Genomic DNA, 22,875 nt, shown 5'->3' on the forward strand with positions numbered 1-22,875 from the left:
GATGTCCTCACTCTCCGCCGAACTGACCTTTCAAACCAACATCCTCGAAGAACTGGAAGCCAACGGTTGGATGGTCGGCTCACCAGATCGCTACGATCGCGAGTTAGCTCTGTATCCAGAGGACCTGCTAGGGTTCGTTCAGGACACACAGGACGTCCAATGGCAGAAGTATTGCAGTCTGTATCCAACCAACACTGAGCAACGCTTTCTCGAGCGTGTAGCGGCTCAGCTCAACAAGGCGGACCCCTACGCGCCCAACAGCGAGATGCGGACCTTTGGCACGCTAGGCGTATTGAGACATGAACTACGCGACCGAGGGACACGTTTTAGCCTTTGCCAGTTCAAGCCCGAGCATGATCTGAATCCGGATACGCTAGAACGCTACCAAAAGAACCGTCTGCGAGTCGTGCCAGAGCTTGTCTACAGTCCTTGGGCTACGGAGGTAGAGCTCAAAACGACGGGCAAGAAGGCCAAGGCGTGGCGCATCGATCTGGTTCTCTTCGTCAATGGCATCCCGATTGCCACGCTCGAACTCAAGTCGGAGTTCAAGCAAGCGGTCAACAATGCCATCAAGCAGTACAGGAAGACGCGCCTACCGGTCGATCCAGAGACTAAAAAATCGGAACCGCTTTTGACCTTTAAGCGTGGGGCTCTCGTACACTTCGCGGTGAGCCAGTACGAGGTCTGCATGACCACCAAGCTGGACGGGGATAAGACCTTCTTCCTGCCTTTCAACAAAGGCACGAAAGACGGCGGGGCGGGCAATGACGAACACGAGGACAGAGACCGCTACGCGACCGACTACCTTTGGAACGAGGTGCTCCTGCCTGACAACATCCTCAACATCCTCGCTCGCTACATTCACCTGCAAATCGAGGAGAAGGAAACGTGGGAAGGTCGGAAGTACAAAAAGGAGACTATGATCTTCCCCCGCTATCACCAATGGGATGTCGTTCGAAAGCTCATCGGCGCGGCTCGCTCAGAAGGCTCGGGACACAAATACCTCGTGCAGCACAGCGCGGGCTCGGGAAAGTCTAACTCGATTGCATGGACCGCCCATCAGCTTTCTTCCCTGTATTTGGATAGTGGCGACAAGCAGTTTCATTCGGTCATCGTGGTTACGGACCGCACTGTTCTCGACGATCAGCTGCAGGATACCATCTATCAATTCGAACATACCGATGGAGTGGTCGGCCGCATCAATCGCGACGAAGGCGAAGGCTCGAAGTCCGAAAAGCTGGCCAAGGCGCTGGAGAATTCTCAGCCCATCATCATCGTCACCATCCAGACCTTTCCTTTCGTACTGAAAGCGATTGAGAACAACGTCAGCTTGAGGGAGCGTCGCTATGCGATCATCGCGGACGAAGCCCACTCTTCGCAAAGCGGATCCACGGCGCGTCAGCTCAAGGAAGTGCTGATGCTCGATCCGGAGGCCAAGGAGGAGGAGCTAGACTCGGACGACATCATCGACGCCGCGTTGGCGGCCCGCCGTTCCTCGCCTAACCTCAGCTACTTCGCTTTTACGGCCACCCCTAAGACCAAGACCCTCGAGCTCTTTGGACGGCTTCCTCGACCAAATGAGGCCCCATCGAAGGATAACAAGCCTGAGGCCTTCCACGTCTACAGCATGAGGCAGGCGATCGAAGAGGGATTCATCTTGGACGTTCTGAAGAATTACACGAACTACAAGGTCGCCTACAACCTAGCCCTCAAGGTTCAGGAGGCCGATCAGGAGGTCGAGAGCAAGCGGGCCAAGGTAAAGCTCAACCAATGGGTACGCCTACACGACTACAACATCTCTCAAAAGGTTCAGGTCATCGTCGAGCACTTCAAGGATAACGTCCTCGGGCTGCTAAACGGCCAAGCTAAGGCCATGGTAGTGACCAGCTCCCGCAAGGAAGCGGTCCGCTACAAGCTTGCTTTTGACAAGTACATCGCAGCCCAAGGCTATCACAAGATCTATGGTATGGTCGCCTTCTCGGGAGAGGTGGAGTTCAACAGCAAGGATCCCAATGCGGCTTCGCTGCTCGGTGAAAAGTTCACCGAAAAGAACATGAACCCGAACCTAAAGGGGCGCGACATGCGAAAGGCTTTCGACTCGAAGGACTACAACGTAATGATCGTGGCCAACAAGTTCCAGACCGGATTCGATCAGCCCAAGCTCTGCGCCATGTACGTGGACAAGAAGCTGGCCGGAGTGGAATGCGTGCAAACCCTGTCGCGCCTTAATCGCACCTATCCTGGAAAAGCGGATACAGGAACCTTCGTCTTAGACTTCTTCAACGAACCGGAAGAGGTGTTGGCGGCTTTCCTCCCGTATTACAAAACGGCGGAGCTTACTGACGTATCCGACCCTGACCTCATCTACGACCTTTTCGAAAAGCTCCGTGCAGCTGGAGTCTTTCTGTGGAACGAGGTCGAGCAATTCTGCAAAGCCTACCTCGCCAAGAATCGTAGTGGGGCGGCTATCTCCAACATCATCAAGCCCAGCATCGAACGTTGGAAGAACCAGTACAAGGAGGCCTCTGCAGCCTATAAGCGAACCAGAGAACTCTTGGAGAGGTCAAAGAAGTCTAAGGATGCTGTCCTGATCGCAAACGCTGAAAACGAGTTCAAGGAGGCCAAGCGGAAGAAGGACGCCCTCGACATCTTCAAAAAGGACCTCGGGACTTTTGTGCGTTTTTACGAGTTCATGAGCCAGATCGTGGACTACGACGACAAGGACCTCGAGAAGCTCAGCCACTTCGCTCGAGAGCTCAGGCCGAACTTGCGAGAGACTATCGACGAAGACGAAGATATCGATCTCGATAACGTTGTCCTCACTCACTACCGCGTATCCAAAATCCGACAACAAGACCTCATCCTCGAGGAAGGAAAGGGCGGACTTAGTCCGGGTGAAGGACTCGGGTCGGCACGTCCTACCGATAAGAAAGCGGAGTTTCTCTCGCAGATTATTGACCGCCTGAACGAGGTCTTCATGACGGACGAACTAAGCGACAAGGACATGGTGAACTACGCTTACACGATCTCCGACAAACTCGCGGAGAATGAGCAGATCATGCATCAGATCGCCAACAATAGTCCTGAGCAAGCGATGCTAGGCGACTTCGACAAAGCCCTCTTCGACGCGATCATCGAAAGCTCCGACGTCCACCAAAACCAGAAGATGCAACTCCTAGGCGACTCCACCCGCGCCGCCAAATTCGCAAGGATCATCTTCGACCTCCTGAGGAGGGCGGGGTAACTAGCCATGAGTGATCCAGCAAAAATAAAACAGCTCTTCGATCCTAAACTAAGCAAGCGACTTTCGGAAGATGAGTTGCTGCTTGGATTGGTGGACTATGGTTTGTTTTGTGAAAAGTTGCCTGATTGCTTTTCGTCTGAAGGCCTATTGGGCTCTCTAGAATCTGATGAATTAGAAGTGTTGGATACTACCAACGCAAATGAACTTAAATCGCGACTCGATAATCGTGTCCACGATTTCATACCGTTTCAGGCTATTCGGGATATCAACATCCCAAGGCACATGGGGATTCCGCACCCCGAAAGCCATGTTGTTCAAGCTTTGGCTATTAAGAAACATTGGGATCTACTTTGTGAGCACTTTGAAAAGCCGTGGCCAAAAAAGAGCCGAATCTATGTCCGTCGCGTTGGTCAAGGACGTATATTCAAGATGAACTACAAGGGTTGGGATCAAGATGAAAACGAAGAGACTGACCTCAGAAACGAAAGTGGCGCCTTGTTCAAAGTGAAGGCCGACGTCTCATCGTGTTTTCCGAGTATTTACACTCACTCCATTCCTTGGGCACTTCACGGAAAGAAAATGGGTAAAAGTTGCCGTAGCCTAAAACTCGCTGGGAATTTGATTGATGCTTGTACTCGAAACACACGAGACAAGCAGACCAATGGCATAGCCATAGGGCCACATTCATCGAATATCATATCGGAGATCGTTTTGACGAAGGTGGACGATGAACTCGTGAAAGGGGGATACTCGAGGTTCACCCGACACATCGATGATTATGAATTCTTCGCAGATTCATTAGAGGACGCAGAGGGATTTCTTCGTTTATTGGCTTTCCGATTAAGAGACTTCGAGCTCAATCTAAACGAGCGGAAAACTTCAACTCTTCCATTACCACTACCGTCTAATGAAGGTTGGCTTAATAAGCTCAAGGCATTTCAGTTTCCGAGTAAAAAGGAGATCGGATTTGATTCTGTTCGAAATTTTTTGGATCTAGCGGTCGATGAAGCGAATCGTGTGGGTAGCTCAGCTCCGTTGAACTATGCATTTCGGTGCATGCCGGTAAATCTGAGCACTCGAGCTAAACGCCTTTTTACAATCAAATCCTGCAACTTAGCTCTGAGTTTTCCATATTTGGCTTCGTTTGTGGATGAATTAGTTTTTGCCCGCTTCTATTCCAAAGAATTTAGGGTGTTGATAGCAGATTTCTCGACGAAATTAGCTAGGGTTAGCCTCGCCAAAGTCTACCCGCAGTGTGCTTCGATTAGTCTGTATTTGGCGATTAAATACAATGTGAAGGTTAATATGGGGATCAATGAGCTCTCCGAAATAAGAACTCTTGAAGATTGCGTGACGAATACATTGCTTTATGAATATGCCAAGACGCATCAGATTCCATCTCTCCTCCAGAAGTTGGAAAAAATGGCAAACGCACTGAAAAAGCAAAGTAGTGTAGTCCAAGATCGTCAGTGGCTTTTTGTCTATCACCTTTGGGATGAGAAGGTTCTGTCTGACCATGGGCAAAGGTTTCTCTCAAAGCTCAAGGCTATCGATTATAAGTTTTATCGCACTCCCACTCTCAGAAGGAACAAGGATGCGAGTTAGTTTTCGCTGACTGAAGCCTTCGATTTGTTGTTCGATAGAAGCTCTCTGAATTATGAACGAAGATTCAAAATTGGACTATTTCGCATTGAACGAACTAGTCGTAAATTGTCCTAACTTAACGAAGCTAGAAGAGGCGATTGGTGGTTTTAATATCTTTCAAGTATTGAAATTTGAATACGGAGAGATTCGTCATTCGAACGTCCTTGCGTGGCTTTTGGATCCTGCTGAATCTCATGGCTTGGATGATTCGTTTCTCAAAAAGTGGTTAATGAGAGTCCTGCATGAATCGCCCGTGCCTGAGCTATCTCCGATTGACATCGACGCGTGGACATTGCTTAACACTAGCGTCCGCCGAGAGTGGAAAAATATCGATTTGTTGATCGAAATTGAGCTAGTGAATCGAGAAAAATGGGTTGTCTGCGTTGAGAACAAAGTGAACTCCACTCAGCACTCAAACCAGTTAGCTCGATATCGAAAGGTCGTTGAGAGCCAGTTTGGCACTGATTCTAAGCTCTTGTTCTTGTTCCTGACCAAAAATCCAGAGGAGGCTGAAGATGACCGATTCATTCCCGCCTCCTACGATCAGGTTCACAAGGCATTGGATGGAGCTATTCGGGCTCGCGAAAGGTCGATTGGTAATGAGCCTGCAACACTGATTCGCAACTACCTCAAGCTGCTAGAAGAAAAGTTTATGAATGAATCTGAAATAGCCCGCATCGCGCAAAAGATCTATCAACAGCACAGACGCGCCTTGGACATCATCTTCGAGCATCGCCCTGATAACCTGAAACTTGCTTCGGACTTATTTTATAATCTACTAGAGCAGAATTCCGATGAGTTGGGGATCTTGATGGAGGCCTCCTCCAAGAGCTACATAAGGTTCATTCCCAAAGTATTGGATATCCCAGAAAACTCGATTGGAAGTGCGTGGCCCAATTGTAACCGACTGGTTGTCGGAGAAATAAATCTGACGGGAAAAAAGCCTTACCTGATGTTCGTTGCTGGCAAAGCACCTCGTGAGTGGGTGGCGCCGCTTTGGGAGCGGGGGACGGAGAAACCCTTCAGCGCTGGGAGGAGAGCCAAGGAACTTCCTATGTATTGGGTGAAGATTCATGTGCACCCGAAAAATTTCAAGCTGAGTGAGGAGGACCTAGTCGACACTGAGGCAGTGGCGAAGCGTATGTTTCAATGGGCCTCAGAAGCAATTAGGAGCGAACAAACGAAGGCTGTTGTCAGTGAAATCCGTGACCATTTTAAGAGAGGGCGGGATCTTCTTCTGCGTGATCAGTGATAGTTCGTTTTCGATCAGTTCTTAGCGAATCACACGATTTCTGAATGCGCCTAAACTTTGTCGAAATGAAATTTAGAATAGTGCGTAAGTTATTGTTTAGCAACAATAGTGGCTAAGTCCGATCGGCTCCACCATCCTTCGCCGGAGGCTTCGGATGGCACGCCTTGGATTTGTTAGCCGCTTCTGGGAAGTGGCTTTTTTTGTGCCTTTTGACTCAGCTAGGCTTCGCGTCTCTCGTGTGAGCTTTGGCGGGCTATTGGGGGCGGATGGGGAGGGTGAGGGTGAGTTGGACGCCGTCGGTGGGCGGGTGGTTCTCGATTTTGCAGGTGCCGCCGGCGGTCCAGATGTTGGCGGCGATGAGGGAGAGGCCCAGGCCCATGCCGGATATTTCGCCGGTGACGTAGCGGTCGGCTTGCCAGTAGGGCTTCCAGGCGTTGGCGAGCTCGTCCTTGGTGAGCGGGTAGGAGTTGTTTTGGAAGAGGATCTGGACTTCGGGCGAATGGGGGGCTTTGCGGATATAGCAGTTGATGGAAACGGTGGCGCCGCGGTGGAACTTGATGGCGTTTTCGACGATTTCGCGGAGGCAGGCGTCGAAGCCGTGGCCGGAAATTTGGATGGCGTCGTTGGAGGCGAATTCGTCTTCGAGGTGAACCTTGAAGTGGAAGGGGGAGGTCTCGGCGAGGCGTTGGATGTGGATATGGGCGTCGGCGATGGTGAGGAAGTTGCGCGGGTTTCGTTCTGACTCGAGGAAGCTGAGGATGGAGTGGATGTCGTATTCGAGGCGGTCGATGCCTTTCTTTTGGATCTTGTGGATTTGGGCGAGGCGTTCGGGGCTGGTGTCGTTGGTATCCAGAAGCTGGTGGGCCGCCTTGATGGCGTTGAGGGGGGTGAGCAGCTTGTGGGTGATCATGCGGGAGAAGGTGTGCTTCTCCTGGAAGGAAACGATGCGGTCGGATATGTCTTCGAGCCGGAGGAAGTGTTGGTGGCTGTGGGTGAGTCCGATATCTTGGAAGGTGACGCGGATCCAGCGGGCGGCCTGGTCGTTTTGCACGGACCGGACGAGGATGAATGGGTCGAGCTGGGGGGCGTTTTCGTCGTCGAGGGTTTGCTCGATGTTGTTGGGCTGGATTGTGAAGTTTTTTCGGGCTGTATCGAAAAAGTGGGGATGCTCCTGTTCGCCGTCGTCTCCGATTTGCAGCATGTTTTTGGCGGCGGTATTGGAGGAGATGATACGTTTGTTTTCGTCGATGACGACGTAGCCGCGGTGGGACTGGGCGACGACGAGCTCGAACTTTTGGCGTTCGTCGCAGAGCTTGCGGAAGCGGTTGAGGCGCAGGATGCTGCGGATGCGGGAGCGGAGCTCTATCTTGCTGATAGGCTTGGAGAGGAAGTCGTCGGCTCCGGCGTCGATGCCTTGGATCATGGATTCCTCGTCGTCGAGGGCGGTGATCATGATGATGGGGATTTCCGAGACGGAGGGGGTGCTGCGGATCTTTTGGCAGACCTCGAAGCCGTTCATGCCGGGCATCATGACGTCGAGCAGAATGACGTCGGGGGTGTGCGATTCTAGCAGTTGCAGGGCGGCGGCTCCGCTGTCGGCGAGGAGGAATCGGTAGTTCTCTTGGGTGAGCAGCGCCTCGATGGAGCGTCTCGCCCCGAGGTTGTCGTCGACCACGAGAATCGTGGACAGGGAGCTTTTGGGCATCGCGGGTATGGGGTTAGCGTAGGATCTTGGAGAGGAGGGACTGGGAGATGGGTTTGCAGCTGCAGGTGTCGAAGCCGAGGCGGCGGGCAGCCTTGTGGTTGTCGGGCAGGTCGAGAGACCCGAGGGCGATCCACTTGGCCTTTTTCCAAGCGGGCAGCTTGCGGGCGTTTTGGATCCAGTCGGTGCCGTGGGAGGAGATGATGTTGAGGTCGACGAAGATGGCTTTGGGGGCGACTTGGTCGTGGTAGGCGGAGATTTCGTTGGGGAGGGTGAGGACGGGCTTGTAGGAGGTGAAGCGCTTGACTTGGTCCTCGATGCGGAGGGCGGAGAGCTCGTTGTCGTCGACGATGAGGAGGAGGTCGCGTCCGGATTTCGCGTGGGTTGCGATTTCGGCGAGGGTGGGGCGCAGGGTGGTGTCGCCGTCGTCTCGGGGTTGGTGGAGGGGAAGGGTGACGGTGAAGGTGGAGCCGACGTCCGGCGTGGACTGGACTTTGAGGCCGCCTCCGTGCAGCTCGACGAACTTGGAGGCGATGGCGAGTCCGAGGCCGGTGCCTTCGTACTGGCGGGAGAGGGAGTCGTCGAGCTGGGTGAAGGGGGAGAAAATCTTGGCGAAGTTTTCTTCGTCGATGCCGATGCCGTTGTCGATGATCTGGAAGGCGAGCGCTTGCAGGTCCTTGTCTTCGAGGATGCGCAGGGTGACGTTGGTGTTCGGTTTGGTGAACTTGACGGCGTTGACGAGCAGGTTGAGCAGGATCTGCCGCAGTCGCTTGGCGTCGACTTCGAGGGAATCTCGATTGGTAAGGATTTCTAGGATACAGGATACGTTTTTGAGGGAGGCTTCCTGCTCGATCATGCGTATCGAGGATCGCGCTACGTCTTCGACGCTGGCGGGGGCGAACTTGAGGTTCATCTTGCCGAGCTCGATCTTGGAGAGGTCGAGGATGTCGTTGATAAGCGACTGGAGGTGCTTGCTGGAATCGGAGACGATCTCGAGGTGCTCGTGCTGCTTGGCGTTCAATTCGCCGAAGGTGCCTTCCAGGAGGGCGTGCGTGAGGCTGACGATGGAGTTGAGGGGGGTACGCAGCTCGTGGGAGATGTTGGAGAGGAAGTAGGACTTGGCCTTGTTGGAGGATTGGGCGACGACGGCGAGCTTCTTGGCCTTTTCTATTCCCTTGCGGATCTCGAGGTTGCTTTGTTCAAGCTTCTCTTTCGAAGTTTCGAGTTCGTTGAAGGCGGCGATGAGCCGGTTCTCGGAATGGATGCGATTGGTGACGTCCTGGATGATTCCGACGATGGCGGCGGGCTTCCCGTCCTTGTCCCGTAGTTGGGTTTTGGATATGTCCGCTATGAAGTTGCTGCGAGTGATGCCTTTTTTGGGGAAGATGGCCCGATTTCGGTTGTAGGGGTTCGGCATGTCGCGGAAGACGTCCTGCACGAGCGGATCGTCGAAGAGCTGATGGATTTGCTTGCCGAGCACTTCCTTTTTGCTGCGCAGGAAGAGGCGCTCCATTTCGGAGTTCCACACGCTGATGCGTCCTCCGTTTTGCTCGTCGAGGACGTAGACGCCGATTTCGAGCATTTCGACGGCGGAGGCGAGGTATTCGGTACCTTGGTCCTTTTTGTCCAACGCGAGGAAGACGGGGGGCGCGGAGGGGAGAGTGTCGGAGGGGCCTGCCGGGCCTTTGCGATGGCGGTGGTGAAATTGCTGGGAGTAGGCGACGACGATCTTAGCGGCGTCTTCGATCGTCGTATCCTCCAGGTCGATCACTGCGGTGTAGCCGGCGGAGATGATTTCGATCTGGCGGTTGCAGCTGATGTCGCGGCCGAAAGCGATGTGGGCGCCTTCGAACTGGGTTGGCTGGACGGGAAAGCGGGTTGGCAGCCAGGTGCAGCGTACGAGGGAGTCGCCGAGCAGGATGTCGGGAGCGAGGGATACTTCTCGGAAGCGCAGGCAGTCGCAGCCGTGTTTTCCGTTGATCTCGCGTCGGAGTTCATCGCCCGTTTTGTCTGGAAACGCGATGAGCTCGACGCGGTGGGTACGTGGGAGTTCGGGGCGTGGCTCGGGTGAAGTTTTTCCGTGCACGGTAGCTTGTTTAGGAGATGGAGTTTTAGGACTGGATTCTTGCCGGCGGCGAAGCGGCGTGGGCTGGGGGAATCGAGGTTTCAGCAAATCCTGTCGTCTGCATAGGTCAAAGCCTTTTAGCGGAGGGAATCGGGCCTTGTTGCAAAGGGTACTAAGCGCTCTTGCCAAATTTTCGAAAATCTGGGTTTACTCGGAATAAGCGGACACTAGAACGACTCTCTTACCAATCCCTTCTAAATGAACCTGCTCCGTGCCAACTGCGAACTGCTGCAACAAGGAATACAGCTGCTTTCTCGCCACGATGAACGTACTTTCAACGCCACGGATCCGGCGAGCTACGGTTCGGGAATCGGGGCTCATTTTCGACATGTGCTCGACCACTATCGCTCGTTTTTGGAGGGAATAGCGGTCGGGCTGATCGATTACGACAATCGGGAGCGCGACACTTTGGAGGAGCGGGAGCTCGCGGTGGCGCTCGAATCCTTGGCCGAGGTCTCTGGGCGCCTGGAGGCGGCGGAGGTCGACGTGGAGTCGACGGTACGGGTGAAAGTTTGCGCTTCGACGGAAGGAGAGGACCTGCACTCGGTATCCAGCTTCGGGCGCGAGCTGCAGTTTTTGGTGAGCCATACGGTGCATCACTTTGCCCTGATCGCGATCGCGAGTCGCATGCAGGGGATTTTTCCCGAGGAAGGGTTTGGAGTGGCGCCGTCCACCCTGAAGTTCCTCAATTCGGTCCAGCGCTGATGTGTACCGCCACCTGGAGCGTGGGGCAAGGGCGCCTGTCGCTCTTTTTCAACCGGGACGAGCGCAAGACGCGCAGCCAGGCCCGTCCGCCTGCGGTATTGAATGACGGCGAAACGAAGCGGATCGCCGCCATCGATCCGGATGCGGGAGGAACTTGGCTCGCGGTTAACGAATTCGGGCTGTGCGTCTTTCTCCTGAACAATTACGGAGCTCAGGCCCGAGGGGCTGGGGCCTTGGGACATGCGCGCAGCCGTGGAGAGCTGCCGCTGCGTTACGCGAGCTGCAAAACGCGGGCCCAAGGGGTTGAGGCGCTGCGGGCCGATTCCTTTGCCGGTCGCTACAACCCGTTTTTGATTGGCTTGGCCGATACCGATGGCGTGGAAGGCTTCGCTTGGGACGGTGAATCGCTTTCGCCTTTGAGCTTTGGGAAGGGCTTTGTGACAACTTCCTCGTATCGCACGGCTGAGGTGCAAGCGTATCGAGAATCGAGATACGACGAGCTGAGGGCAGGCCGGGAGTATTTGACGCCAGCAGAAATGCGGGAGCTGCTTACCGTGCCGCTGCATCCGGACCCGGCCTTCAACGCGTTGATGCTGAGGCAGGATTCGCGCACGCATAATCTTTCCCAAATCGAAGTGGACCGGGGAGGCGTCAGCTTTCGCTACTGGCCGGTCGTGGGGGAATCGAGGTCGCTCGGGCCGGAAACGCAAGTGTCCTTGCCGCGCGGAGGCTTAGCGAGGGGAGAGGCGTGAGTCGTTTGGGAACACGGACCTTGTTGTTCGCCCTTTACGCGGCGGCGTTGCTGGCTTCCCACCTCTGGCAAGGGAGGCAGGACGACGATGGGGAGCGAGATCTTTCCTATGGAGCTGAGGCGCGCGGAAAGGACCTCTACGTGCTGTTTGGCCGGATCGGCGGCAGTGGCGAGGAATTGAGGGCCTTGGAGATGGACTTGGCGAGCAAGCCTGAGGCAGTCGTTTGGACGCCGTTTGCCGAGGGCGCGTTTCCCCTGGAGGCGTTGGCGGAAGGAGTAAGCGCTGCAGGCGCCCGGCGAGTAGTGGTATCGGGAATTGGATACGGCTCGATCGATGCCTTGAACTTAGCGTCGGCGCTGCCAGGTGGCGCGGATTCCTTGGTGCTGGTTTCGCCGGCGATTTCGACTCGCTTCGAATTGTTGGGCGACGAGCGCTTGAATCGGGCATTGAAGACCTTCCAGCTCGCTTGGTTTTGGCTGTTGGACAAAGGGGTTCCGCATTTCGGTTTAGGGCAGGCGCTGCCTTACAACTACGAAACGGCGAAGCGGGTCTACGACGCGGACCAGGCGGCAGCGTCCCAGCTTTATTACGATTACGAAGGCGATCTGTCGGTCTTGTATCCAAAAGATGAGGGCTTCGCCGCCTCGGGGGCTCGGGATGCTTACGAGGCAGTGCGGGCGGAGGTGGAGGTGAAGCGGTTCGAGGGGGGGGCTTCGCTGGGTGCTTTCCTAGCGAACGAGTCGCGCGCGGTGGCGGTCAGGCGGGGCGGCAAGGAGGAATTGCCCACTTTCGATGCGTTTCCAGGAGCCCAGCTCGGTGCGGGGTGGGGCGGCTTTCTTCTGGCGGTCTCGACGCTCGCCAGCGAGGACTTCGCTTGCATCGGCGGTGGGCTGCTGGCGGCGAGCGGGGCGATCGCTTTGACGCCTGCGGTGCTTGGCTGCCTGTTGGGCATTTTCATCGGGGATTTGGGAATCTACTTTATCGGGCGAATTTTCGGGGCGACGGCTATGGAGCTGCCGGTCTTGCGCCATCTCGTTTCCGCCAAAGCCCTGGGGCGGAGCTCCGAGTGGTTCGAGAAGCGAGGGGTGGCCTTGGTGGTGCTGACGCGCTTCTTTCCGGGGAGCCGGGTGCCGACCTATTTTGCTGCTGGCGTGGTAAAGGTGAGTTGGATACGCTTTTCGCTGGCCTTGTTGCTGGCTGCGGCGATTTGGACTCCGATCTTAGTGCTGCTTTCCTACTTTCTCGGGGAGCGTTTCTTGGCTTTCTTCGAGTCGCTGGGAGCGGGAGGCTGGCTCGGGATCGTGGCGTTGATTCTTTGTTTCGGGCTTGGGGTACGGCTCATTTCCAAGCTAGCGAGCTGGAAGGGACGTCGGCTTCTGTATGGCAAGTGGAAGCGGATGAGCTGTTGGGAGTTTTGGCCGATTTGGGCGGTGTACGCGCCGGTGCTGGCGCAGATTCTGTGGCTCGCCATTCGCTATCGCTCGGTAACGCTGCCGTTTTCGGTGAATCCGTGCATGCCCGCCAGCGGCTTGGTCTACGAGTCGAAGATCCAGATCCTGTCGCACCTGGAGAAGTCTGGGGTACCGATAGCCCGTTTCGAGGCGATTCGTTTGGAGCTGCCGCTTGCCGCGAAGTTGGAACGCTTGAACGGGTTCAGGGCGCGGCTCGGCTTGGATTATCCGGTGGTCTTGAAGCCGGACGTGGGGCAACGGGGACAGGGGGTCACCCTTGTTCGCTCGGAGGCTCAGGCACGGTCGTTTTTCGAGCAGCAGCAGGAAGATACGATCGTGCAGGAGTACGTGGAGGGCTCGGAGTACGGAGTGTTCTACCAGCGCTTCGCCAGCCGGCAGTTTGGAGAGCTCACTTCGATAACGGACAAGCGCATGACCTGGGTGGAAGGAGACGGGATCTCCACTCTGGAAACGCTGATCCTTCAGGACAAGCGGGCGGTGTGCATGGCTCCCTTTTTCCTGAAGGAATACGCAGCGGAGCTGGAGTCCGTTCCTGAGGCGGGCAAGCGTTTCATGCTGGCGTCGATCGGGACGCACAGTCGAGGGGCGGTCTTCCTGGATGGCGCGTCGCTGATCACGCCGGAGCTCGTTGCGGAGGTGGATCGTTTTTCGAGAGGGATCGAGGGGTTCCATTTCGGTCGCTACGATTTGCGGGTTCCCAGCGAAGCGGCCCTGAAGCGCGGAGAGGGTATCAAGGTGATCGAGCTGAATGGGATCACCTCCGAGCCCACCCACATGTACGACCCCTGCCATGGTCCGCTTTTCGGGTGGGCGAGCCTGATGCGGCAGTGGCGAGCCATCTTTGCCTTGGCAAAAGAAAACCGGCTCGCGGGACACGAGCCGGTTTCGAAAAGAGAGGTGCTGAAGTTAGCGTGGGGGCACTTTAGAGGGCTTCCTTCGCGAGACCTTGCTTGACGAAGGCCACAACCTCGTCGTCGCTCTTGAGCCGAACGGTGGTCGACTTTTCAGTGTCTTCGCCGATGTAGTCGGTCGCGGCGGAGGCCATGATGGGCAGGTATTCCCGCAGGTCGGTGCTGGAGTCTTCGTTGCGTACGGTGACGCTCCAGAGCTCTTCCGCCGCAGTGTCGCCGGATTCGGCGAGGGTGTTCTGCTTGGCGGTCAGGACCATGTACTTCTCGTTGATGATGATGGTCTGGGTCTGTTGCGAGTAGCCGACCAGCTCGGTGGAGGTTCTGCCCGGAACGTAGACGCGGTAGGACTTGGTCGTCTTGGTGACGGGGTCGTAGACGGTCTGGATCGTGTAGTGCCCGGGGCCACGCACGGTGCGGTACTCGGGAACTTCTACGACGCGGATCTCTTGTCGGGGCGGCTCCATGCCGTAGTCGACTTCGATGACCATGTCCGCCTCGAGCGGGTCGAGGGCCTCGTACATGCCCTTGGCAGAGAGGGCGGTCTTGATCCATTTGACGGTTTCCTGATAGCGGAGGTCCGAGGTATCCTGGGCGGGATCGCGTGGGATGAGCACGTAGGAGTCGGCGTCCGGATCGATAGGTCTTGGGTTCTTAATCGCGTCGACCTGCATTTCGTAGGTCGTGTTGCAGGCCTGCAAAAGTAAGGCCATTAGCAATCCGACCGCAATGTTGCGTAGTTGTTTGGTCATGGCGTGTTGATTCTTGCGATTTTGGGAGACCGTACCGTTTAGAGCTGCGGTTCAGCAGGCTCTTCGGTGGTCTTCTTGTAGGCGGTGGTGGTGCCGCCTTCGAGCTCCGCGAGCTCCTTTTCTAGACGAGCGGCTTCGGCGAGCGCTTCGCGTTCGCGTTGCTCGAGCTCGTCGAGCTCACGTTTGCGTTCGATGGCAGCGTCCCGTTTCTTTTGAAGGATGGCGAGGCGTTCCTCGGCGGATTCGGCGCGGCTGGTCATCTCGTCGAGTTCCTCGGCGGTGATGCGGAAACCTTCGGCGATTTCGAGTTCCTCCTGGAGCTGGGATTTTTCCTTCTCCTGGGCCCGCTTCTGCATGGCGATGGCTTGGTTGTAGGCGCGTTGCTGGGCGAGAGTGTCCTGGCGCTTGTTTTCGCGGCTTTGGGCTACGGCGCCGATTACGGTGCCCACTACGGCGCCCGCGGCGCCTGCGGCTGCGATTCCGCCCGCGTCTTCGCCGGCGATCAAGCCGCCGACGGCGCCGACTCCGCCTCCTACGGTTGCTCCTTTCACGGTCTTGGACGCGGCAGGTCCGGCGCATCCCGTTTGGAAAATGAGGGCTGCGGAGGCGAGAAGGGCGAGGGGGGTGGAGATAAGGGCGTACTTCCGGTTCATATTACAGTTAACTACGATTGAGATGTATTGATTGGATTCGCTAAATTTTTTTTTCGGGGTATGGGTGTGGAATCAGGGTATTAGTTAGTCCTATTGGGCGCGAATTTCAATGAAACTATGTTGATTCATACTTCGTATACAGATTGTTATGCGAGACTGGATTTCCCGTCGAGTTGAGCTAACTTAGCCGCATCTTACCCCAACAACAGCAAGATCACCTAGCAATTATATGAAGAGGAACAGCTTTCTGTCCCGCGAGTTTGTAGTTTTAGCTCTGGGCCTCGTCTTTTCGGTCCTAGTCGTCTTTTCGGCCTATCGGTACTATATTTGGCCGGTTGCGGAAGATATCCAGATCGCCAGCCTCGTGGAGGCGAACCAGAACCCGGACAAGCCCCGCGTGGCGAACCGTTCGATCGTAATCATCCTCAAGGACAAGGAGCAAATGGTCTGCTTGATGCTGATGTCCTGGGCGATGATCATCCTGGCTTACAAGGCGTATCGGGTTTCCCGCGAGCGCGCCATCGTTAGCCATCCCTTCCTGGGGATCTCGAAGGGCGAGCGCATCATCCCCGAGGACTCGCTGGCCCACTACAAGGAATTGAAGGAGGACGTGCGGCGCACGCCTCGTCTGCGGGACAAGATTCTGCCGGAGATCATTTTGGCGGCTTTGCATCGCTTCGACTCGACCCGCTCGATCCAGGACGCCTCGCTCGCGGTGCACGAGCGCTCGGAGATGGCCTACGACGAGCTGGACTCCGATCTCGGCCTGCTGCGCTACTTGGCCTGGGCGATCCCATCGGTGGGGTTCATCGGGACGGTTCGCGGTATCGGTGAAGCGTTGGCCTTGGCTGACGAAGCCATCCGTGGCGACATTTCCGGGGTAACGGCGGCGCTGGGCCTGGCCTTTAACTCTACTTTGATCGCCCTGCTGTTAAGCATCGCCCTCATGTTTTTCCTCCATCTGCTTCAGTCGAAGCAGGAGAAGCTTCTGATCGACTTGAAGGATTTCGCGACCAAGCGGGTCGTGGCGTTGATGAAGACGCCGGAGCACGAGGAAACCCAGATCAGCTTCCGCTAATCGGGAGGCAGGAACCCAGCAACCAATTACAGCAAGTATGGCAACTCTAGGAATTGAGCTGAGCGATGTCGGGGTGCACGGCGTCGTGATCAACGATGACGGCTCGACGCGCACGCTACAGCTAGACAGCGAGACGGAGCGATTGCCCGCCTACGCATTTTCGGGCTCGAATTCGGATGCCCTGGTTTTTGGCACGGAGGCCCAGGAGCTCGGGCAGGTTTTTCCACGCCGCGTCAATTCTTCCTTCATCGACGAGCTTTCCTTGCAGTCGACGAATTTCGAAGGCCGCCAGTCGCGCATCGCGTATTCGCAAATCGCCTACAAGTTTTTTTCGGAGCTCGTGACTCGCCTTCGTAGGGAGGTGGAAAACGTGGAGCGGGTGGTGATCGCGGTGCCGGGCCATTACCTTGAGCACAACGAAATTTCGGAACAGCGGATCGGCATCCTTTTGGGAATCCTCAACGACCTGAAGGTTCCGGTGGTCGGCGTGGTGGACATGGCTGCGGCGTCGCTCTACAGCGAAGGTTTGTGGGGAGTGGCCGAGGGCGAACGCCTTTTCCATTTGGATCTTCTTTTGCACGCGACCCATGTGACGGTCTTCAACAAGCGCTTTGGCTTGGAGCGGGTTTACTTTTCGCGCCAGCCGCAGAATGGCTTCCACGCCATGCAGGAACGCTTCGCCAACGCCTTGGCCAGTCGCTTTCTCAAGCAAACGTCCTTCGACATCACCGAGGACCGGAAGATCGAGCAGGCTTTTCACGCCCAAACGAGGGAGATGCTTTTCCACCTCGGCAAGACGGGGGAAGCCAGTTTGGAGGTTTCGACGCGGGAAAAGTCGCGTCAGATGACGGTCACGCGTGACCTCGCGGCTTTGGACCTGGCCCCTTATGTAAAGGTGCTGACCCAGATCTTGCTTCGAGCGGTGAACGACTACGGCGACGGCGATCGACCGGTGCAGGTCATCCTGTCGGAGCGGGCCGCGGCGATCCAGGGACTCAAGGAAGCGATCATCGCTCAGGGAGTGGGCGTCGTGAAGCAGTTGCCGGCGGAAAGCGCGGCTTTTGGAGCGGCCAACCTTGGAAAGACCTGGGAAGTGCCGGAAAGCATCGAAGACGTACGCGTAGAGACGGGAATCAATCTGGACGTGCCGCAAGAGGGGGAAGGGGATTTGGCCCATCCGCGCGTGCCGGTCGGGGCGATTCGCCTCGTGAAGCAGGGCAAGTCCTTGAACCCGACCCACATCGTTTGCGACGGTCTTGCCTACGAGTTAGGCACGGGCGACTTCATCATCGGTTTTGGGGAATCGGAAGATTTTCACTTGGTCGTGGAGCGGGACCTGACTCCATCGCCCGTCGAGCTCTGCCGTCTCAAGTTCGAGGAGGACAGATGGATTTTGGCTGAGTCGAAGAGTACCATCATCGAATCGGTATCCGCGTCGAGCCTACGGGCGGGTGATTCCTTCGAAGTCGCCTTGCCGGGACGTCGGAAGCAACTGTTGCTGATCCACTGTATCCAATGATTGGCGACCGGTTTCCCTGTAGCGTATGAGCCGTAAGAGAAAAGAGACAGAGGTCTTCAGCCTTTCCTTCCTAGACTGCATTTGCTGTGGTTTCGGAGCGGTGCTGTTGCTGTTCGTGCTTACGGCCAGTCGCAAGGCGGAGGAGATGGACGACCTGCAGGCGGCTATCATGGAGATCATCGGCGAGATGGAGGACGAGATCGCCAAGAACGACAAGGAGATCGAGGACAAGAAGCTGACCCTTGCCTTCGAGACCAAGCGGGCGGAGGACAGCGGCGCTCGGCTCGACGAGACGAAGAAGCGCCATACGGAGCTCGACGAAATGTTGAAGCTGTTGCTGGCCCAGTTGGCTGCCATCGAAGAGGAGCTCGGCAAGCTGATCGACGACAAGAAGAACATGCCGAAGCAGGAGGAGAAGGCGCCGATTCCGATTCCCAATCCCGATCGCCGCCAGTACCTGACAGGCTTCGACATCATGGGAGACCAGGTTTTGTTTTTGGTCGAGGCGTCTGCCGGTATGACGGCGGACACGATCCTGGAAGCGACCGAGTACGCGGAGAAGAGCGAGAAGGAACGCCGCAACGCTCCGAAGTGGAAGCGGGTTAAGTTGGCCCTGCGTTGGCTGATCGGCAACATGAAGGAAGGCTCGAACTACAAGATCATCTTCTTCAACAAGGATCTCGTGCCACTCGAGGTCGGTTTCGGTCGCGATTGGTTCGACCCGATGGATTCGAATCTGACCGTGGAGGTACTCAACGCGATCGACGATATCACGCCGGAAGGCGGGGCGAACTTGGAGAAGGCTTTCGCGATCGTGAACGAATTGCCCATCGAACCGGATCGCTTGGTGCTGATTTGCGATGGATTGCCGACTTTGGCTGACTCCTACAGCGGTAGCAGCCAGGTTATGTACGACGACCGCGTGGCGATGCTGCGCATGGCCCAAAACGCTTTGAAGATCAGTTTGCCGGTTAATACGATTATGTATCCGCTTATGCCGGACCCCGGTTCGGCGGTGCATTTCTGGCGTCTTGCGAACGCGAGCGGCGGCTCGATGATCAGCCCGTCGGAGGGGTGGCCTGACATATGAGCCGGAGAACGCGAAAGACCGAGGTGTTCAGCCTCTCGTTCCTGGACTGCATTTGTTGCGGTTTCGGAGCGATCATCCTGCTTTTCATCGTTTCGATGGGCGTGCAGGCCACGGAGATCGTGAAGCTGCAGCGGGTTCTCGAGAACACGGTCATGCAGAAGCAGCTGATGTTAGCCGACTACCAGATCCGCAAGGACGAGCTGGACGTGCATCTCGACTTGGAGCGGACGAAGCGCCGCAAGAAGGACCAGGAACGGAATACTTTAGAAGCGTTGATCGCGAAGCTGAAGCAGCAGATCAGCGACAAGGAGAAGGCGAAGGAACTCTTCATTACCGATCTCGAATCGATCAAGGAAGAGTTGGCGGCCCTGCAGACGGAGCCCGAAATCGAGCAGAAGATTATCAAGCCGGTTCCGATCGGGGTGCCGGTGGAAAGCAACTACATCGCCTTCGTGATCGATACCTCGGGCAGCATGCGCGAGAGCAGCACGAACCGGATCAATCCGCACGTGGTGCGCAAGTTTGAAGAGGTGGTGATGTCCTATCCGGAAGTTAAGGGTATCCAGCTTTTGGATGCGAGCGGGCACTTTATCATGGGATCGCGCATGGGAGGCAAGTGGTTGCAGGATTCGCCCGAAATGCGTGAGGCGATGGTGCGCCAGGTCTTCCTCTATCCCTACGAGAGCGAGAGTAACCCGGTGCCGGGGATTCGTCGCGCCATTCGGACGCTCTACGATCCGAACGTCGAAAATTTCCATTTTGGCGTCTACGTTTTCGGAGACGAGTTTACGGGCAAGCCGGAACCGGTGCTGCAGGAAATCCGCAAGCTGAACAGGGACAAGGACGGGAAGCGTATCGCCCGCATCAATGCGATTGGCTTTCCGAACGTGATCCATACCGGAGCGATGATCCTGCAGAACTCCGGCGTTAAGTTCGCCAAGCTGATGCATGATCTCACCTACGAGCACGGCGGAGCGTTTATCGGATTGAACCGAGACAATTTGGACCAGATCGACCGCACCGAGTCGGATCGCTATCCGGCCCCGCCGCCGCCTCCTCCTTCGCGAGGAGTGATTATCCGCTTTCCCGGAATTTAGGTTTTCATGAAAAAGGCCCGACGGACTGTCGGGCCTTTTTTATTTTTGAAAGTGAATGATCGAGCGGGGATCAGCTGCCTGGCTTGATGGCCGGGATGTCCTTGAGGTGGTCGGGAAGGTTTTCCGGGTCGTAGGTGGGGAATCCCATTTCCAGGAGGGAGTGGAGGGGAGCCTCGAAGCTGACCTTGCCTTGGCTGCGGTCGACGAGCACGCCGATGCCGGCTACCACGCCGCCGTTCTGCTTGACGATCTCGACCGCCTCGTTGACGCGGCCGCCGCGGGTGACGACGTCTTCGACGATGAGGATGCGTTCGCCCTTGGCGATCTTGAAGCCGCGGCGCAGCTCGAGCTTGTCGTCCACCTTTTCGACGAAGATGTAGCGCTTGTCGAACTGGCGGGCTACTTCCTGGCCGACGACGAGGCCGCCCATCGCAGGGGCGAGCACGGTGTCGAACTCTACGCTTTCGAGCTTAGGCTTGAGAAGCTCGATCAGGCGGGTGACTTCGCCGATATACTGGCAAACTTGGGCGCACTGAAAGAAGTATTGGCTACGTAGGCCGGAGCGAAGGATGAAATGACCTTCGAGCAGCGCCTTGGTACGTTTGAAAATGTCTAGAACTTCGTCCTGCGTGGATTGCATGGCGGGGAAATTGGCGAGGGGGCGGAAAGCAATCCAGCAAAAAAGCCTCTTTTGTCCCCGCGGGGCGGATCGGGGAGGAAGGAACAAAGCTGGTCCCTCAGGTTCTTAGCTAATTAGCCGATCTATTCCTGAGGCATTCGACTCAGTCGAGCAGCCTATCAAATCAAACTACTTTACTAACTATGAACGAGACGAACGGCATAACCGATTCCAGCTGGATGTGGGGATCCGTATGGATTTTCTACGCTCTCTTTTACGGCCGTTACTTCAAGCACGTGGCTAAGCGGCTGAAGCCGGACTTGAAGTTGGTCGACGTTCAAGGTTCGCCAGAGCGTTTGGCTCGCAAGTCGTTGTCGTGCAAGCGATTCGCTTTCTTTTTGGCCATTCCTACGGTTCTGGACCTGATTCGCCCTACGGACTTTACGCGAGGTCTCATCTCGCTGGCCCCCTGCGTGTTCGGGGTTTGGGTGATGTATTCGGTTTGGAGCGAGGTTTTTCGCTCGAAGATTCACAAGGCCGATCCGGCCTCCGCCAAGTTTCGCGAGCGTTCCTGAGGCGCTTTGTTCCGGCGAGCCCGGAGCGATCGAACCAATTTTACTAGCAAAAAAGCGGCGACCTTTGAGGTCGCCGCTTTTGTTTTAGGAAAGTCAGGAGGGCTTCAGCTGCGCTTGGAAACCTCGATCACGTCGTGCGGCGCGGACTCGATCATGCCGGCGCCCGAGATGCGCACGAAGCGCGCCTTGGCTTTCAGCTCCGGAATGGTGGCGGCTCCGAGGTAGCCCATGCCGGCCTGGATGCCGCCTGCCATGGGGGCGAGGGTTTCGGCGACGGTGCCTTGGACTTCCTTCATGCCCTCGATGCCTTCGGCGGTGAGCTTGCGGGTGGTGTCCTTCTTGTCCTGCCCGTAGCGGGAGGCGGATCCTTTCTCCATGGCGCTGAGGCTGCCCATGCCGCGATAGCTTTTGTAGAGCTTGCCGTTGATCTCGATGAGCTCGCCGGGAGCTTCGCGGCAGCCCGCGAGCATGCCGCCGAGGATGACGGCGTCCGAGAGCGTAAGGGCTTTCACCATATCGCCAGACTTGGTGATGCCGCCGTCGGCGATGATGCGAACTCCCTTTTTCTTGGCGCCTTGGGAGGCGACGTAGAGGGCGGTGAGCTGCGGGATGCCGACACCGGCCACGATGCGGGTGGTGCAGATGGAGCCGGGGCCTTGGCCGATCTTGATGGCGTTGGCGCCGCAGTCGGCGAGGTATTCGACGCCGCTGGCGGAGGTGACGTTTCCGGCGATGATGGTGAGGTCGGGAAACTGTTGGCGGACGAACTTGACGGTTTCTCCGACGCCGGCGGAGTGGCCGTGGGCGGTCGAGACGGCTACGGCGTCGACTTTTTCGCGGACCAGGTTGCCGACGTGCTCGGCGATGGCGTCGTGGTCGAGGGAGCCGTCGGGCTTGCGGATGGCGGAGATGGCGGCTCCGACGACGAGGCGGAAGTCCGAGTCGCGGGCCGGCTTAAGGATGGATTGGGACTCGGCGTTGATGCGTTCGATGTCCGAGAGGGAGACGATGCCCTTGAGGAAACGATCGTCGTCCACCACGAGCAGCTTGTTGATGCCGATGTGCTTGCTGAAGAACTTGTCCGCCACCTTGATCGGGTCGTGGAGCACGTCCTTTTGGTTCATGGTATGAACTTGCTCGATGGAGTCCATGGCGTCCTTGACGGCGAGATTGCTGTAGCGCTCCTTGACCACGCGGCTGCTGAGCAGGCCGGCCAGTCGTCCGTTTTCGTCGACGACAGGGAAGGTGCGGAACTTGTAGCCCTTTTCCTCGATGAGGGCGAGCACGTCGCCGATCGCCAGGTGCTGCGGGATGGTGATCGGGTTGGGCAGGAGTCCGTTGATGTGGTACTTGACCCGGGTGACCTGGGAGACCTGCTCGCGGTAGGGCATGTTGTAGTGGATGATGCCCATGCCGCCGGAGAGGGCCATGTGGATGGCCATCTGGTACTCGGTCACCGTGTCCATATCCGAGGAAATGATCGGCAAGTTGAGCTTGAGGCGATCCGATAGGGAAGTCGCGAGCGAAGCGTTTCTCGGCAGGATTTCCGTGTAGTTGGTCGCCAACGACACGTCGTCGTACGTCAGCGCATTATCCCGTTGGGCGGTGAAGAAGTCATCGCTGCCAAGATAGTAGTTGTCCTCGTTGAAGTCTTTTGAACTCAGGCTGGCCATAGTCCGGATTAGGGA

17 protein-coding genes are annotated in these 22,875 nt (G+C 56.7%); 11 read left to right on the forward strand and 6 right to left on the reverse strand.

The window, feature by feature from the left end; genetic code table 11:
* The first annotated feature begins 1 nt into the window (after nt 1).
* The 3 genes from QEH57_RS05990 to QEH57_RS06000 are packed head-to-tail and all read left to right on the forward strand — an operon-like array spanning nt 2 to nt 6,140.
* The gene (locus QEH57_RS05990) at nt 2-3,244 is read left to right on the forward strand and encodes a DEAD/DEAH box helicase family protein (protein ID WP_343224756.1); all 3,243 of its coding nucleotides are present in this window, start codon (nt 2-4) and stop codon (nt 3,242-3,244) included.
* 6 nt (nt 3,245-3,250) lie between these two features.
* Complete coding sequence (locus tag QEH57_RS05995) at nt 3,251-4,849, forward strand: RNA-directed DNA polymerase (protein ID WP_309005783.1); 1,599 nt, start codon at nt 3,251-3,253, stop codon at nt 4,847-4,849.
* A gap of 52 nt (nt 4,850-4,901) precedes the next feature.
* Complete coding sequence (locus QEH57_RS06000; RefSeq protein ID WP_309005784.1) at nt 4,902-6,140, forward strand: PD-(D/E)XK nuclease family protein; 1,239 nt, start codon at nt 4,902-4,904, stop codon at nt 6,138-6,140.
* A 253-nt stretch (nt 6,141-6,393) separates the two neighbouring features.
* Here the strand turns inward: QEH57_RS06000 and QEH57_RS06005 are convergent, their stop codons facing one another.
* Together QEH57_RS06005 and QEH57_RS06010 are read right to left on the reverse strand one after the other, a co-directional pair.
* Nucleotides 6,394-7,845 carry a response regulator gene (locus QEH57_RS06005; protein ID WP_309005785.1) on the reverse strand — a complete coding sequence of 484 codons (1,452 nt, stop codon included), beginning with the start codon at nt 7,843-7,845 and terminating at the stop codon, nt 6,394-6,396.
* A gap of 13 nt (nt 7,846-7,858) precedes the next feature.
* Complete coding sequence (locus QEH57_RS06010; RefSeq protein WP_309005786.1) at nt 7,859-9,928, reverse strand: PAS domain-containing sensor histidine kinase; 2,070 nt, start codon at nt 9,926-9,928, stop codon at nt 7,859-7,861.
* A 237-nt stretch (nt 9,929-10,165) separates the two neighbouring features.
* Between QEH57_RS06010 and QEH57_RS06015 the strand changes: the two genes are divergently transcribed.
* The 3 genes from QEH57_RS06015 to QEH57_RS06025 are packed head-to-tail and all read left to right on the forward strand — an operon-like array spanning nt 10,166 to nt 13,850.
* Entirely contained in the window at nt 10,166-10,672 is a 507-nt protein-coding gene (locus QEH57_RS06015) for a hypothetical protein (RefSeq protein WP_309005787.1), read from the forward strand.
* Nucleotides 10,672-11,424, forward strand: a complete 753-nt coding sequence (locus QEH57_RS06020) for an NRDE family protein (RefSeq protein ID WP_309005788.1) — start codon at nt 10,672-10,674, stop codon at nt 11,422-11,424. Before QEH57_RS06015 ends, QEH57_RS06020 begins: the two co-directional genes overlap by 1 nt.
* The gene (locus QEH57_RS06025) at nt 11,421-13,850 is read left to right on the forward strand and encodes a VTT domain-containing protein (protein WP_309005789.1); all 2,430 of its coding nucleotides are present in this window, start codon (nt 11,421-11,423) and stop codon (nt 13,848-13,850) included. The genes QEH57_RS06020 and QEH57_RS06025 overlap by 4 nt, the downstream gene beginning before the upstream one ends.
* Here the strand turns inward: QEH57_RS06025 and QEH57_RS06030 are convergent.
* A complete protein-coding gene (locus QEH57_RS06030; protein ID WP_309005790.1) occupies nt 13,819-14,556 on the reverse strand; it encodes a hypothetical protein in 738 nt (245 codons plus the stop codon). The genes QEH57_RS06025 and QEH57_RS06030 overlap by 32 nt on opposite strands.
* Nucleotides 14,557-14,594: 38 nt before the next feature.
* Complete coding sequence (locus QEH57_RS06035; RefSeq protein WP_309005791.1) at nt 14,595-15,209, reverse strand: hypothetical protein; 615 nt, start codon at nt 15,207-15,209, stop codon at nt 14,595-14,597.
* 229 nt (nt 15,210-15,438) lie between these two features.
* Here QEH57_RS06035 and QEH57_RS06040 point away from each other — a divergent pair, with 229 nt between their 5' ends.
* From QEH57_RS06040 to QEH57_RS06055, 4 genes are read left to right on the forward strand one after another with little or no spacing between them, the layout of a single operon-like run.
* Complete coding sequence (locus QEH57_RS06040; RefSeq protein WP_309005792.1) at nt 15,439-16,287, forward strand: MotA/TolQ/ExbB proton channel family protein; 849 nt, start codon at nt 15,439-15,441, stop codon at nt 16,285-16,287.
* Nucleotides 16,288-16,324: 37 nt separating this feature from the next.
* Nucleotides 16,325-17,806, forward strand: coding sequence for a hypothetical protein (locus tag QEH57_RS06045; protein WP_309005793.1), 1,482 nt, complete (start codon nt 16,325-16,327; stop codon nt 17,804-17,806).
* 25 nt (nt 17,807-17,831) lie between these two features.
* Nucleotides 17,832-18,896 carry a hypothetical protein gene (locus QEH57_RS06050; protein ID WP_309005794.1) on the forward strand — a complete coding sequence of 355 codons (1,065 nt, stop codon included), beginning with the start codon at nt 17,832-17,834 and terminating at the stop codon, nt 18,894-18,896.
* Nucleotides 18,893-19,993, forward strand: a complete 1,101-nt coding sequence (locus QEH57_RS06055) for a hypothetical protein (RefSeq protein WP_309005795.1) — start codon at nt 18,893-18,895, stop codon at nt 19,991-19,993. The genes QEH57_RS06050 and QEH57_RS06055 overlap by 4 nt, the downstream gene beginning before the upstream one ends.
* Before the next feature lie 70 nt (nt 19,994-20,063).
* Here QEH57_RS06055 and pyrE read toward each other — a convergent pair whose 3' ends face one another.
* On the reverse strand, nt 20,064-20,633 hold the full coding sequence (gene pyrE / locus QEH57_RS06060) for an orotate phosphoribosyltransferase (RefSeq protein ID WP_309005796.1): 570 nt from the start codon (nt 20,631-20,633) through the stop codon (nt 20,064-20,066).
* A 182-nt stretch (nt 20,634-20,815) separates the two neighbouring features.
* Here pyrE and QEH57_RS06065 point away from each other — a divergent pair, with 182 nt between their 5' ends.
* Nucleotides 20,816-21,187 carry a hypothetical protein gene (locus QEH57_RS06065; RefSeq protein ID WP_309005797.1) on the forward strand — a complete coding sequence of 124 codons (372 nt, stop codon included), beginning with the start codon at nt 20,816-20,818 and terminating at the stop codon, nt 21,185-21,187.
* A gap of 104 nt (nt 21,188-21,291) precedes the next feature.
* On the opposite strand, the gene QEH57_RS06070 is transcribed toward QEH57_RS06065, so the two are convergent.
* Nucleotides 21,292-22,860, reverse strand: coding sequence for an IMP dehydrogenase (locus tag QEH57_RS06070; protein ID WP_309005798.1), 1,569 nt, complete (start codon nt 22,858-22,860; stop codon nt 21,292-21,294).
* Nucleotides 22,861-22,875: the final 15 nt, after the last annotated feature.

The organism is Pelagicoccus sp. SDUM812005 (genome assembly GCF_031127875.1).
In the GTDB taxonomy this organism is placed as follows: Bacteria; Verrucomicrobiota; Verrucomicrobiia; order Opitutales; family Opitutaceae; genus Pelagicoccus.

Coding starts and splice junctions, on each gene's coding strand:
- QEH57_RS06005 (WP_309005785.1), bottom strand. CDS start 7,845: ATGCCCAAAAGCTCCCTGTCCACGATTCTCGTGGTCGACGACAACCTC.
- QEH57_RS06055 (WP_309005795.1), top strand. CDS start 18,893: ATGAGCCGGAGAACGCGAAAGACCGAGGTGTTCAGCCTCTCGTTCCTG.
- QEH57_RS06020 (WP_309005788.1), top strand. CDS start 10,672: ATGTGTACCGCCACCTGGAGCGTGGGGCAAGGGCGCCTGTCGCTCTTT.
- QEH57_RS06040 (WP_309005792.1), top strand. CDS start 15,439: ATGAAGAGGAACAGCTTTCTGTCCCGCGAGTTTGTAGTTTTAGCTCTG.
- QEH57_RS05995 (WP_309005783.1), top strand. CDS start 3,251: ATGAGTGATCCAGCAAAAATAAAACAGCTCTTCGATCCTAAACTAAGC.
- QEH57_RS06070 (WP_309005798.1), bottom strand. CDS start 22,860: ATGGCCAGCCTGAGTTCAAAAGACTTCAACGAGGACAACTACTATCTT.
- QEH57_RS05990 (WP_343224756.1), top strand. CDS start 2: ATGTCCTCACTCTCCGCCGAACTGACCTTTCAAACCAACATCCTCGAA.
- QEH57_RS06015 (WP_309005787.1), top strand. CDS start 10,166: ATGAACCTGCTCCGTGCCAACTGCGAACTGCTGCAACAAGGAATACAG.
- QEH57_RS06035 (WP_309005791.1), bottom strand. CDS start 15,209: ATGAACCGGAAGTACGCCCTTATCTCCACCCCCCTCGCCCTTCTCGCC.
- QEH57_RS06065 (WP_309005797.1), top strand. CDS start 20,816: ATGAACGAGACGAACGGCATAACCGATTCCAGCTGGATGTGGGGATCC.
- QEH57_RS06000 (WP_309005784.1), top strand. CDS start 4,902: ATGAACGAAGATTCAAAATTGGACTATTTCGCATTGAACGAACTAGTC.
- pyrE (WP_309005796.1), bottom strand. CDS start 20,633: ATGCAATCCACGCAGGACGAAGTTCTAGACATTTTCAAACGTACCAAG.
- QEH57_RS06045 (WP_309005793.1), top strand. CDS start 16,325: ATGGCAACTCTAGGAATTGAGCTGAGCGATGTCGGGGTGCACGGCGTC.
- QEH57_RS06050 (WP_309005794.1), top strand. CDS start 17,832: ATGAGCCGTAAGAGAAAAGAGACAGAGGTCTTCAGCCTTTCCTTCCTA.
- QEH57_RS06030 (WP_309005790.1), bottom strand. CDS start 14,556: ATGACCAAACAACTACGCAACATTGCGGTCGGATTGCTAATGGCCTTA.